The sequence below is a fragment of the Xanthomarina gelatinilytica genome, assembly GCF_000348685.1.
Classification (GTDB): domain Bacteria; phylum Bacteroidota; class Bacteroidia; order Flavobacteriales; family Flavobacteriaceae; genus Xanthomarina; species Xanthomarina gelatinilytica.
On sequence record NZ_ANLA01000010.1, the window covers coordinates 53142 to 66720 of the forward strand.

The following is a 13579-nucleotide window of genomic DNA, read 5'->3' on the forward strand; positions in this document are numbered from 1 at the left end:
TTGTTTGTTAAGATATTTTTTATTTAAGTTTTATTTGAAATCAATTCGATTTAAAATAACCTTTCATGATACCACGATGGGAATTCTTGATAAATTGCAAGATTTCATCCCTTTCTGGAGTTGCTTCCATTTCTGCCTCAATAATCTCTGAGGCTTGGGTATTGTTGTAGTTTTTTTGATATAAGATTCTATAGATGTCTTGTACTTCCCTAATTTTTTCGGTTGAAAAACCTCTTCTTCTCAAGCCAACAGAATTGATTCCTACATAAGACAGAGGTTCACGGGCTGCTTTTACAAATGGAGGGACATCTTTTCTTACCAATGAACCACCAGTAACAAAAGCATGGTTTCCAATGGAACAAAACTGATGAACAGCAGTCATACCTGCCAACACCACATAGTCTCCCACAGTAATGTGTCCTGCCAATGTACTGTTGTTTGAAAAAATACAGTTGTTACCAACAATACAATCGTGTGCAATATGGCAGTAAGCCATGATAAGACAATTGTTACCAATTACGGTTTTCATTTTATCTGTGGTACCTCTATTGATAGTTACACATTCCCTTATGGTTACATTATCCCCTATAATAGTAAGCGTGTCTTCATCATTGAATTTTAAATCCTGTGGTACAGCAGAAATAACAGCTCCTGGAAAAATATTGCAATTTTTGCCAATTCGAGCCCCTTCCATGATGGTAACGTTGCTCCCAATCCATGTTCCTTCTCCAATGATAACATTGTTATGGATGGTAGTAAAAGGATCTATAACAACATTTTTTGCTATTTTGGCTCCTGGATGCACATAAGCTAGTGGTTGATTCATTTTATATTAAGTTTTATTACTTACTTTTATTTTACTTTTGAAATTTGAGCCATTAGCTCGGCTTCTGCACATAATTTCCCATTGGCGTAAGCATAGCCTTGCATGTGGCAAATACCACGACGGATTGGGGAAATTAAATCGCATTTAAAAATTAAGGTATCTCCAGGAACTACTTTTTGTTTAAATTTCACATTGTCTATTTTCATGAAGAAAGTCAAGTAATTTTCTGGGTCTGGAACAGTACTTAGCACAAGGATACCTCCTGTTTGGGCCATGGCTTCCACAATTAAAACCCCAGGCATTACAGGAGCTCCAGGGAAATGGCCAGCGAAGAACGGCTCGTTCATGGTTACGTTTTTCATTCCAATAACATGACTGTCGGACAATTCAAAAATTTTGTCAATCAACAAAAAAGGCTGTCTATGAGGCAGCATGCTCATTATTTGATTCACGTCCATTAATGGCTCTTGGTTTAAATCTATTTTTGGAACATGGTTGCGTCTTTCGTTCTTAATAAGTTTAGACATTTTTTTTGCAAACTGTGTGTTTACAAAATGTCCTGGTTTGTTTGCTATCACCTTTCCTCTTAAACGCACACCAATTAGAGCCAAATCTCCAACTACGTCCAACAATTTATGTCTTGCAGCCTCGTTGGGATAATGCAAGGTTAAATTATCCAAAATGCCATTTGGTTTAACTGCAATGGCATCTTTTTTAAAAGCTACCTTTAACTTTTCTATGGTATTTGGTGAAATCTCTTTGTCTACATAAACTATGGCGTTGTTTAAATCGCCTCCCTTTATCAAACCATGTTCCAGCAGCATTTCCAGTTCATGTAAAAAACTAAAGGTTCTGGAAGATGCGATCTCCTCTTTAAAATCTGAAATATTCTTAAGGGTGGCATTTTGTGTTCCCAAAACTTTTGTGCCAAAATCCACCATGGTGGTTACCTGATATTCGTTGGAAGGCATCACTAGAATTTCACTTCCAGATTCTTCATCTGTATAAGAAATAACATCGGTTACAACATATTCTTCCCTAAATGCATCTTGTTCTACAACGCCGGATTTTTCTAAAACTTCAACAAAATATTTTGAAGATCCATCCATTATTGGTGGTTCGGAAGCATTTAGTTCAATTATAACATTGTCCAGATCCAATCCAACCAAAGCAGCCAATACATGCTCCGATGTTTGAATGGTAACGCCATTTTTCTCCAAACAGGTACCTCTTTGGGTATTGGTGACGTAATTTGCATTTGCTTCAATAACAGGTGTCCCCTCCAAATCAATACGCTTAAATGCAAATCCTGTGTTTACAGGAGCTGGTTTAAAAGTTAAGGTCACATTTTTTCCTGTATGTAGGCCAACACCATTTAAAGACACCTCGTCCTTTATGGTTTTTTGTTTAACTTCTGTATTAATTATTCCCATCTACTTTTTTTTCTAAATCGGTTATATTTTTAACAATTTTCGGTAAGTTCTTAAAATACACATAGGATTTGTTCCAGTCCCCATAGCTAAAAGCTGGAGACCCTTGCAAGGTTTCGTTGTCCTTGATACTTCTACCTATTCCGGATTGTGCTTGAATTTTAACATTATTACCTATGGTAATATGTCCTGCAAAGCCAACCTGCCCTCCTATTTGACAATTCTCGCCAATCTTGGTGGAACCTGCTATTCCTGTTTGGGCAGCTATAACTGTATTCTTGCCAATTTCAACATTATGGGCAATTTGAATTTGGTTATCCAGTTTAACACCTCTTCGTATAATGGTAGAACCCAATGTAGCCCTATCTATTGTAGTAGCTGCTCCAATATCTACAAAATCCTCTATAATAACGTTTCCTGTTTGTGGAACCTTATTATATTCCCCTTTTTCATTTGGAACAAAACCAAAACCATCTGCACCAATGATAACCCCTGAGTTAATGACACAATTGTTGCCAATGGAAGTTTCGGAATAAATTTTTACTCCTGCAAAAACAACCGTATCGTTACCTATAACCACATTATCTCCAATGTAACAATTTGGGAAAATTTTTACGTTGTTGCCAATTTTTACATTCTCGCCTATATAAGTAAAGGCACCAACATAAATTTGAGACCCATAAGTAGCAGAGTCTGAAATAAACGAGGGATTTTCTATCCCTTGTTTGTTAAGCTTTACCATATTATAATATTCCAACAACTTAGAAAATGACTTATAGGCATCTTCAACCTTTATAAGCGTGGTTTCTAAATGGTTTTCCGGAACAAAGGTTTTATTAACTATGGTAATGGATGCTTTTGTAGAATATATATAGGATTGATATTTAGGATTAGCCAAAAAGGTTAATGACCCTTTGGTCCCTTCTTCTATTTTGGAAAGTTTAGAAACTTCAACATCTGGATTGCCTACAATGTCGCCTTCTAATATTCCTGCTATTTGTTGTGCTGTAAATTTCATTCCAGCAAAAATAGGAAAAAAGTGCTAAAGTTTTTCTTTAGGATAACAGATATAATATTTTGTGACTGTTTTTGAGAGTGCTTTTAAGTTCAATTGGTCTGAAGCCTTAATAATATCCTGTATTTTACCGTTTTTATACAATATATTAATATGTTGCTTTTTAATTTGATAAGCTTGATTTGAAATCTCCCCAGTAAAGACAAAATAATTCGCTTCTTCGTTACTAATACCATAGGTCTCCATGAGCTTTTGAGCATGAACTTGAAGTTTTTCCTTTTTTATTTTTTTATTTTTAAGCTTTACTTTAAGCAAATCGCGATTAATGAGCATGTCGCAAAGGTTTTTTAGAACAAAATCCTCATGAAACTGCCATTCTTTCATGGCTGCAATAATATCGTAATCGTCCAATCTGGCAAACACGTCTAGCGTTTCCCTGTTAAAATTCTCACTGGTTATTTCCTGTTTTAAAAAGAATTGCAAGGCAGCACTTGCTTTCAAATCCACTCCCAAACTGGTTAGTTCCTTAGCTCGTTTTAACACCCTAATCAACAATTGTTCTGCTGCCAAACTGGTTTTGTGCAAATACACTTGCCAGTACATAAGTCTTCTTGCTACCAGAAACTTTTCTACACTATAAATGCCTTTTTCTTCAACTACCAATTCATTGTCCACAACATTAAGCATGGTAATTAAGCGCTCACTATTAATGTTTCCTTCAGCAACACCTGTATAAAAACTATCCCGTTTTAAATAATCGGCTCGGTCCATGTCCAGTTGTCCCGAAATTAACTGGCAAAGAAACTTTCTTGGGTGTTCGCCTTTAAAAATCTGGATGGCCAGCGTTAAACTTAAGTTAAAGTCTTTATTGAGCTGTTCCATAAAAAGCAGTGAAATTTCCTCATGGGAAACCCCATTTACTATACTATGTTCCATGGCATGGGAAAAAGGACCATGACCAATATCATGCAATAAAATGGCCATATAAAGGGCCTGTTCCTCATCGGCAGAGATGTCAATCCCCTTAAAACGCAACACATTAACAGCTTTTTGCATTAAGTGCATACAACCCAAGGCATGATGAAATCTGGTATGGTGTGCTCCTGGATATACTAAATAAGACATACCCATTTGCGAAATACGTCTTAAGCGTTGAAAGTATTTATGTTCAATTAAATCGAAAATTAACGAATTTGGAATGGTAATAAATCCGTAAATTGGGTCGTTAAATATTTTAAGTTTGTTTTGCACAATCAGGCTTAATCTTTGATATTAAAAATTTAAACAAATATACATGAACCATATAAATATTCTTTGGGTTGACGATGAAATTGATTTGCTAAAACCCCATATCCTTTTTCTTGAAAAGAAAAACTACCAAGTTACCACCTGCCAAAGTGGTACAGAAGCTCTTGAGATTTTAGACGACAAAAATTTTGACATTGTGTTTCTAGACGAAAACATGCCAGGATTAACAGGTCTGGAAACCTTAAATGAAATCAAGGAAAAACGCGATACGCTTCCTGTAGTAATGATTACCAAAAGTGAAGAGGAATATATTATGGAAGAAGCCATTGGCAACAAAATTGCCGATTACCTTATAAAACCGGTAAACCCCAACCAAATTTTACTGAGCATCAAGAAAAATTTGGATCATTCCCGATTGGTGTCAGAAAAAACCACATCCAATTACCAGCAGGAATTTAGAAAAATTGCCATGGACCTAAGCATGGTAAATACCTTTGAGGAATGGGCCAATCTATATCAAAAACTTATTTATTGGGAACTTCAACTAGAAAATATTGAAGATGCTGGCATGTTTGAAATTTTGGAATCTCAAAAAAGCGAAGCCAATACCCAATTTGGGAAATTTATAGACAAGCATTACCCAAGCTGGTTTGAACCACATACAGAAGCCCCAACCTTATCGCATACCTTATTTAAAAACAAAATTGTCCCAGAATTAAGCAAGGAACAGCCTACCCTTTTAGTAGTTATTGATAATTTAAGATATGACCAATGGAAAGCTTTTGAGCCCATAGTGAACAATTATTATAAAAAAGTGACAGAAACCCCTTTTTATAGCATTCTTCCAACAGCAACCCAATACGCTAGAAATGCCATATTTTCCGGATTGATGCCTAGCGATATGGAAAAACTGCATCCAGATTTATGGAAAAATGATACAGACGAAGGAGGCAAAAACCTGCATGAAGACGAATTTTTAAAAGCACAATTAAAACGCTTAGGCTTATCTCATTTAAAGACCGAATATCATAAAATTACCAATTTAAAAACCGGAAAAAAACTGGTTGACAACTTTAAATCCTTAAAAGATAACGATTTAACTGTGGTAGTTTATAATTTTGTAGACATGCTTTCCCATTCCAAAACCGAAATGGATGTGGTTAAAGAACTGGCTTCAAACGACAAGGCCTATCGTTCGTTAACACAAAGTTGGTTTAAAAACTCCCCACTTTTGGAAATGATTCAGCAAGCCCAACAACTAGGTTTCAAGCTGATATTAACCACAGATCATGGAACCATAAACGTAAAAAACCCTTCAAAAGTAATTGGAGATAAAGACACCAGTTTAAACTTACGTTATAAAACCGGTCGTAGCTTGACTTATGAAGACAAGGACGTATTGGTTGCCAAAGACCCAAAAAACATCCACTTGCCGTCCATAACCATGAGCAGTTCGTTTATTTTTGCAAAAGGGGATTTGTTTTTTGCTTATCCAAACAACTATAATCATTATGTAAGTTACTATAGAAATACCTATCAACATGGTGGTGTTTCTTTGGAAGAAATGATTATACCTTTTGTGGTGTTGAGCCCGAAATAAATCTGTGTAATGCAAAAAAATCCGTTGAAATACACAAATTATTAGTTTTTCTAAATTTTTATTCCTATCATTGTATGCAAAAATCAAACAATTTGAATGTTGATTATCGTATTGATGAGTTACAAACTGTTGCCAATCAACTCCTAAAAAACCTAAAAAGTAAAACCATTTTGCTTTACGGAAACATGGGAGTTGGCAAAACAACCTTAATAAAAGCGCTTGTTAAAGCCTTGGGAAGTATGGATGATGTTAGTAGCCCAACCTATTCCATAGTGAATGAATACGAATTAAAAGATGATAACATATATCATTTTGACTTATATAGAATAAAAGATCTTGATGAAGCCTATAATTTTGGCCTGGAAGATTATTTGAATTCTACCCACTGGCTCATTATTGAATGGCCAGAATTGATTGAAGATATAATAACCGATGATTTTGATTGTGTGACATTAACAATGAATGACAATCTCACTCGAAATCTCATATTAAAATAATTGTTTAACGAGCTAAAAAACCAAATAACCACCAAAATCTACCAAAAAAAAAGGTGATTACGGAAAAACCGTAACGAAAAAATGAAAAAAACGTGTTTTTAACACAATTTTAACATTTAAGCCTTTTAGCGTACTAAGTTCTCATATACATTTGGAGTATTAATTAATTAAATCCCTTAAGATTATGAAAACTAAAAAGTATGTAATTGCAATAGCAATTTTCGGTGGCATGTTGTTCACAGCTCAAGCAGCTAATTTATTCCAAACCAATGAAGACGCGCCAAAAATTGAAAGAAGTAAAATTAAAATTCCAGGACAAGGACAAGGACCTCAATAATATTGTCGCTAAAAAACAATTGTTTATAGGAACAATTATAGCTATAATAATTTCATTGACTCCTTATTTTTTTAATTTATACGAAAGTGTTCCAGACACTAAAGTTTGGGACACTTTTTTGTTTTCTTATGACAGTAAGTACTATGAAAGCATCTCTACATTAGCTTGGACTCTAATGAATAAATTAATTCCATTGATGTTATTGTTTATTTGGTTTTTTACTTGCAGACATTGGTGGTATCATACGCTTTTGGTCCCTATTGCCATGTATATTTATCAAGTAATAATAATATTAAATGATGACTTAAGTTTTACAGACAATACAAATCAAATTTTCTATCTATTGCCAATCATGGCATTTATAGTCCCATCTATTTATTTAATAAGGGCCCAAATGTTTAATAAGCTCAATACAGCCAACAAATCGTTGGAAGAGCTAGAGCAAGAGTTTATGATAAAGCCTACAACATTCTGGGAGAAAATAAAGCAGTATTTTTAAATTCCTATTTAACCATTCAAAAATTTATTCGTAATTTGACTCCTTATATAATGTGTGTCAACTATGTCTAAAGCTTTATCGCCATTTACCAAGCAACAATTACTTCCTCAAGAAGAAAAACTGGAAATTTTTAGTCGTAAGGGCAATCTATTTATTGGTATTCCCAAAGAAACAGCTTATCAGGAAAAACGGGTGTGTTTAACACCAGATGCTGTTTCGGCATTGGTTAATAACGGACACAGGGTATTATTGGAATCTGGTGCAGGTATTGGCGCCCATTTTACCGACAAGGAATACAGCGAAGCTGGAGCCGAAATCACAAAAGACACTGCCAAAGTATATGCCTGTCCCATGATTTTAAAGGTGGAACCTCCTACCCTTGAGCAAATAAACCTGATTAATCCGCAAACTATACTTATCTCTGCAGTCCAATTAAAAACCCAAACAAAAAAATATTTTGAAACCTTGGCTGCAAAACGAATCACAGCCTTGGCATTCGAGTTTATTAGGGACGAAACTGGCGCTTTTCCTGCTGTACGCTCGTTAAGCGAAATTGCCGGAACAGCTTCCGTACTTATTGCTTCAGAACTATTAAGCAATGTTAACGATGGAAATGGGCTCATGTTTGGCAATGTATGTGGTGTTCCTCCTATTGAAGTGGTTATTCTAGGCGCTGGAACGGTTGGGGAATTTGCTGCCAGAAGTGCTATTGGACTTGGAGCCAATGTTAAGGTTTTTGATAATTCCATTACCAAATTAAGACGTATACAGGTAAATTTAGGCAAGACCTTATTTACATCCACCTTACAACCAAAAAATTTAAGTAAAGCTTTAAAACGTTGCGATGTGGTAATTGCTGCTGTTAGAGGCAAAAACAGGTCGCCCATTTTGGTTACGGAATCCATGGTGGCCAACATGAAAAATGGTTCGGTTGTTATAGATGTCAGCATTGATATGGGAGGTTGTTTTGAAACCAGTGAAGTAACCTCACACAAAACACCAACCTTTACCAAACATGGCGTTATTCATTATTGTGTACCAAATATTCCTGCTCGATATTCCAGAACAGCTTCAATTTCAATAAGTAACATTTTTACGCCTTATCTTTTGAAAATTGCCGAGGATGGTGGCCTGGAAAATTCTTTGCGTTTTGACAGAGGTTTAAAGAATGGATTGTATTTTTACCACGGAATTTTAACCAGCAAACCTGTTGGGGAATGGTTCGATTTAAAACATAGCGATATCAATTTGCTTATTTTTTAAATTCCCAATAACAGCAAACCATTTTAATTCCTTGAAATTTTTAAGATAACATACATGAAATTACTACATCGAGTTGGGTATTATTTAGGTGGATTTGCCCTTGGATTGATTGTGCTGGCCTTTTTTTTAAATGGCAAAAAAGTGTCTTGCGATTATGGCCCTGAAGCCAGGGTTTTAAAAAACATCAATTTAAAACAGATTCAATATTCTGAAATCATTGAGTCTGCCATTTCCAATAAAAAAATAGATTCCGTAGCCATTAGGGACATTTTAAAGCATGGTGACATAGATTTTTCCAAAAGCGACACCAGAAAGAAACCTTGTGGTATTTATGCTGTTGAAGGAAACATAAATAAAACCGAAGTTTTGTTAACGGTTGAAAACTGCGACAGTATCGCTACCATAAAAACCATTGATTGGCCATAAAAAAAGCCTGAAAAATAAATTTCAGGCTCTGCTATTAAAAATTGATTGAATTTTCCCTAATTCAAAACGATCCGTTTGGTTACCGAACCATTATTTTCTGTTTGAAAAGACAACAAATAAACGCCTTCTGGCAAATGTGACAAATTCAAACTTTTCTCGTTAGAAACCATTTCTTCTGTTCTAATGGTTCTTCCAAGCATATCGTATAATTGTATAGATTTTACAGCAATGTTACCATTTAATTTAATGTGAACCATTCCATCTCTAGATGGATTTGGATACACCTTAATATGGTTGGTAGCAACAGCTTCATTTTCTTCTATACCCAAGGTTGCTGGAGCTTCTACCACAAAAGATGGTGGATGAGCTTCCGTAAATTGGTTATTCCAGTTACTGGCAAACATCACTTTACTTCCATCCCTATTGGGAACAGCATGGGCTTGATGCGCATAACCTGTATTTTCATTGGTATGGTGATAAGCAAATCTTTGGATCATGTCTGAACCATCCAATTTAATTGCAAATACCTCTTTTCTTCCAACAGTTTGACAGCAGCCTTCGTTTACATATGCCCAACCTGGTCTAGAGGTGTTTCTGCAACTAATATGTCCATTCCACACACCATAATCTGAGGTATAATGAAATAGAGGTGTTTGAACTCCATCAGAAAGTCTAATCATTTTCATATAATAGTCGTTGCCTCTTGTTACAGGGTCACCAAAAGTTACATATACATCATTTCCGTTGGCGTCAATACCTAAATCACCATGTTTGGTGTAATCGTCTAAATGTCTTCTGTTTGTAAGATCTATATTGAACACTTTCATACCTTGATCGTCAGCACTTCCATCGGCTAAATAGCAAGACACGGCATATTGTCCAGACTGACTGACAGAAAACCAACCAATGGCAGCAGTTCCAATATTTCGGGTGGCCACAACCACATCGTTTTCAACATCATATACAATTAAAGTACGGTTACTTCCATTTCTTCCAATAAGACCTACATATTTATCGTCTATGGACATGTTTCCTTTTGAACCTCCATATTCAATTACCGAGTAATCACTAAAAGTACGTATGGTCTGTCTGTTGTTTGTGGTAACATCGTAACTCACAAATCTATTTCCAGAGATGCCATACATGATGTTAGGCTCGGAATAAGACCAAGTGGCTGAACTAGGGATTCCAGCCCAATATAAAAACTCATAAGTGTCTGCATCTAAAATGGCAGCTGGATAGCCTGCCAACTTAATTAAAGAACCATCAGAATTCCATGGTTCATCAAGTGAATAGTGATGTCTTACATTAAAGTCTGTTGTGCCAAAAACAGCAGCATCACTGATTCTAGTTAATTTATTACCAAATTCATTGGTGGTTTCCTGCAGATATCCTGGTTTAGGACCTGTAGGGGTTTGATAGGATTCGTATTGCACATTATTTAATTGAACCGTTTCTGGGTAGGTTTGGGCAGTTATAATGATGCTGAAAAATAAAAAATAAATAAAAAATACTCTTTGAAAACCCTCACGATGTGAGAATTTTCCAACATATAAATGTTTCATAATTAGGGGTTTTGCTATTAATCTTTTGCTAATCTATTAAAATACAGTTCATATTTAGGTCAAAAAAATTATAAATTCGATAAAATACATCATTTTTGTAAGTGTAATATTACTTTAAATGTATTTTGTAGTATTTATGTTACTTTTTAACGGTTCGTCGATCGACAAACTGCATGTTAATAGACATCAGGTTTATATACGCAGGGAATCTGGTTTTGGATTATATAAAAAATTAAAAGTAATTAACAGGTTATGAACAATTTATAGAACTTCATACTTCTCCTACAAGAACCATTTTGTGCATTTTAAATTGTAAAATGGTTATTTCATCTAAATAGTTCAAGAGAAATATTTTTAGAATAAAAAATTACATATTTTTAAAGTCTCTTTAAAAGCTATTAATCTATATTTTTTGCAGCCTAACAATTTTTTAAATTGAAACAATCTATTGCTTTTGTAGTGCCCTGTTTAAATGCTGGTGGAGCCCAACGCGTGGTTAGCTCACTGGCCAACTTACTTGTTGATGAATATCAGGTGCATATAATTGCCTTATATCCTTGTGAGCCTTTTTACAGATTGGACAAGCGTATTAAAATAGCTACTTGCCAAGACACCTACTTGCTTGAGCCAACCTTGTTACAGTCGATAAAAAACAATTACCTGTTGGTTAGGAACCTTGCAAAAAACTTAAAAAAATTACAAATAGATATAGCCATAGGTTTTTTGCCTGCTACAAACGTCTATACCATCTTGGCGTGTAAAATGGCCAAAATACCAAGTATTATAAGCGAAAGGGCCAATCCGGAATTTAACCGTATCAACAAAGTCTGGCACACAATCAGAAAGCTTGTTTACCCTTATGCGCATTGCTTGGTGGTTCAAACAGAAGGCACAAAAAATTATTTTAAACACTATGTGAATTCTAAAATCCAGATAATTAAAAACCCCAACAATACAGAACTTTTGGATAAACGCGATGCCAATACTCCAAAAGAAAACATCATTCTTAATGTAGGCAGGTTAATAGACCTTAAAAACCAAGATTTGTTAATTCGTGCTTTTTCCAATATAAAAAATACTGATTGGAAAGTGGTTCTGCTTGGGGATGGCGATAATTTTGAAAGTTACAAACAGCTTATTTCCAATTTAGGGATGCAGGATCAAATACTGTTGGCTGGAAACATTAAAAACATTTCGGAATATTATAACAAAGCAAAAATATTTGCTTTTACTTCCAAACACGAAGGGTTCCCAAATGTTATTATTGAAGCCATGTCCTATGGTTTGGCATGTATTTCAACCAATTGTCCCTATGGACCATCCGAAATCATCCAACATAAAGTGAATGGGATGTTAATACCTGTTGGTGATCAACAAGCTCTGGAAGAAAATCTTTCAAGATTAATGAATGACACCAAGCTACAAGCCAAATTCAGTGAAAACGCCAAAGAATCGGTTGAGGCATACTCACCTACAGAAATAGCCTCGCAATGGCGTAAACTTATCCATAAACTCATTAGCAATAATTAAGTCTTCTTTTGAAATATAAAAAACATATCAGCTCTTTATTTCATAACCTTAGAAAAAACCCTATGGTCATGAATATTGTTGCAGTTGCAGCTGTAACCTTAATTGTGAAAGGCTTTGGTTTTTATAAAGAAGTGGTCATTGCAAGCAATTTTGGACTCTCTGAGCTTTTGGATACATTTTTAATAGCCTCTTTGGTTCCAGGGTTTATATATCAGGTGTTTTTAAGCGCATTTAAGTCGGTTTTTATTCCCAATTATATTATGGAACAAAAAACAGGCAGATCCATAGCATCTTTTCAAGCCACTAGTTTTATTGTAACCATTTCCACCACCTTCTTTTTTATGCTTCTTGCGTATTTGTTTACCAATACGTTTTTGGAACTGTTTTTTCCTAACCATACAGAAGCCTATTATCATCTAATTAAAGTTCAGTTTTTTTTCTTGCTTCCCTGTATTTTGTTTTGGGGGCTTTCCTCTTTGTTAAGTGGTTTGCTGAATATTCACGATGAGTTTAAATATTCTACTATTTACCCTGTATTTACTTCAATTTCCATCTTGATTTTATTGCTTTTTTTTAAAGATGTCTTTCAAGAGAAAGTGCTTGCCATAGGTATGTTAATAGGTAGTATTCTTGAGTTTACATTTTTGGCCTTAATTGCCAAGTCCAAAAAAATCATTCAAATAAGCAAACCGGATTTTAAGACCGATGGCACAAAACTAATGTTCAATCAATTACCCGCAAAAGTAAGTTCTGGGTTTTTATCTGGCTTGATCCCTATTACAGATCAATATTTTGCTGCACAATTGGTAGTGGGCTCCATTGCAGCTTTAAATTACGCCTTAAAAATACCTGCTTTTTTTACTGCCATAGCTGTTTTGGCGTTATCCAGGGTGTTATTGCCCCATTTTTCCAAATTAATAGCCAATAACAAACACGAAGCGTCTAAGCAGTTAAACAGGATGTTGAAATTTGTGTTTATTTCACTTGTGCTTGTCATTATTCCCATCATTGTTTTTTCTGAAAACATTGTATCCTTTATTTTTGAAAGAAACGAGTTTACCTCCCAAGATTCCTTATTGGTTTCAGAATTACAGATTTTCCTGCTAATAGGTGCACCATTTTATATATGCGACAATATAATTGTGCAATTTTTAACCAGCTTGAACAAAAATGCCTTTATGGCTTATGTGTCTTTTGGAAGCATGTTGTTAAATATTATTTTGGATTATATTTTTTTAAAACTATATGGCATTTATGGAATTGTACTTTGTACCACTACTCTATATATTGTAAGAAGTTTGGTGCTTTTTTCCTATGCCAACAAACAAAAGAAGTATTATTGA

General features: G+C 34.8%; 13 protein-coding genes. 8 read left to right on the plus strand and 5 right to left on the minus strand.

Translation table 11 applies throughout. The features are described 5' to 3' along the window. Positions 1 to 40 precede the first annotated feature (40 nt). Genes lpxA through D778_RS07410 form a run of 4 tightly spaced genes read right to left on the minus strand, consistent with a single transcriptional unit; the run spans position 41 to position 4528 of the window. Positions 41 to 826 carry an acyl-ACP--UDP-N-acetylglucosamine O-acyltransferase gene (gene lpxA, locus D778_RS07395; RefSeq protein ID WP_007649251.1) on the minus strand — a complete coding sequence of 262 codons (786 nt, stop codon included), beginning with the start codon at positions 824 to 826 and terminating at the stop codon, positions 41 to 43. A gap of 26 nt (positions 827 to 852) precedes the next feature. Then, on the minus strand, positions 853 to 2259 hold the full coding sequence (locus D778_RS07400) for a bifunctional UDP-3-O-[3-hydroxymyristoyl] N-acetylglucosamine deacetylase/3-hydroxyacyl-ACP dehydratase (protein WP_007649252.1): 1407 nt from the start codon (positions 2257 to 2259) through the stop codon (positions 853 to 855). Beyond that, entirely contained in the window at positions 2246 to 3274 is a 1029-nt protein-coding gene (gene lpxD, locus D778_RS07405; protein ID WP_007649253.1) for a UDP-3-O-(3-hydroxymyristoyl)glucosamine N-acyltransferase, read from the minus strand. Before lpxD ends, D778_RS07400 begins: the two co-directional genes overlap by 14 nt. A gap of 24 nt (positions 3275 to 3298) precedes the next feature. Beyond that, complete coding sequence (locus D778_RS07410; protein ID WP_155949912.1) at positions 3299 to 4528, minus strand: HD domain-containing protein; 1230 nt, start codon at positions 4526 to 4528, stop codon at positions 3299 to 3301. Between the two features lie 37 nt (positions 4529 to 4565). Between D778_RS07410 and porX the strand changes: the two genes are divergently transcribed. From porX to D778_RS07435, 6 genes are all read left to right on the plus strand, one after another. Continuing rightward, positions 4566 to 6119, plus strand: a complete 1554-nt coding sequence (gene porX / locus D778_RS07415) for a T9SS response regulator signal transducer PorX (protein ID WP_007649255.1) — start codon at positions 4566 to 4568, stop codon at positions 6117 to 6119. A gap of 74 nt (positions 6120 to 6193) precedes the next feature. Beyond that, complete coding sequence (gene tsaE, locus D778_RS07420; RefSeq protein ID WP_007649265.1) at positions 6194 to 6616, plus strand: tRNA (adenosine(37)-N6)-threonylcarbamoyltransferase complex ATPase subunit type 1 TsaE; 423 nt, start codon at positions 6194 to 6196, stop codon at positions 6614 to 6616. A gap of 184 nt (positions 6617 to 6800) precedes the next feature. After that, positions 6801 to 6953 (plus strand): hypothetical protein, encoded by a 153-nt coding sequence (locus D778_RS14685; RefSeq protein ID WP_007649273.1) that lies wholly within the window; start codon positions 6801 to 6803, stop codon positions 6951 to 6953. Next, positions 6904 to 7452: a hypothetical protein gene (locus D778_RS07425; RefSeq protein WP_238307611.1), complete on the plus strand. Its 549-nt coding sequence runs from the start codon at positions 6904 to 6906 to the stop codon at positions 7450 to 7452. The genes D778_RS14685 and D778_RS07425 overlap by 50 nt, the downstream gene beginning before the upstream one ends. A gap of 63 nt (positions 7453 to 7515) precedes the next feature. Further along, positions 7516 to 8715: an alanine dehydrogenase gene (locus D778_RS07430; protein ID WP_007649277.1), complete on the plus strand. Its 1200-nt coding sequence runs from the start codon at positions 7516 to 7518 to the stop codon at positions 8713 to 8715. A 54-nt stretch (positions 8716 to 8769) separates the two neighbouring features. After that, positions 8770 to 9141: a DUF4258 domain-containing protein gene (locus D778_RS07435; RefSeq protein WP_007649279.1), complete on the plus strand. Its 372-nt coding sequence runs from the start codon at positions 8770 to 8772 to the stop codon at positions 9139 to 9141. Between the two features lie 56 nt (positions 9142 to 9197). Here D778_RS07435 and D778_RS07440 read toward each other — a convergent pair whose 3' ends face one another. After that, the gene (locus D778_RS07440) at positions 9198 to 10706 is read right to left on the minus strand and encodes a T9SS type A sorting domain-containing protein (RefSeq protein ID WP_007649281.1); all 1509 of its coding nucleotides are present in this window, start codon (positions 10704 to 10706) and stop codon (positions 9198 to 9200) included. 435 nt (positions 10707 to 11141) lie between these two features. Between D778_RS07440 and D778_RS07445 the strand changes: the two genes are divergently transcribed. After that, positions 11142 to 12236 carry a glycosyltransferase family 4 protein gene (locus tag D778_RS07445; protein WP_007649283.1) on the plus strand — a complete coding sequence of 365 codons (1095 nt, stop codon included), beginning with the start codon at positions 11142 to 11144 and terminating at the stop codon, positions 12234 to 12236. A 68-nt stretch (positions 12237 to 12304) separates the two neighbouring features. After that, positions 12305 to 13579 (plus strand): murein biosynthesis integral membrane protein MurJ, encoded by a 1275-nt coding sequence (gene murJ, locus D778_RS07450; RefSeq protein WP_238307613.1) that lies wholly within the window; start codon positions 12305 to 12307, stop codon positions 13577 to 13579.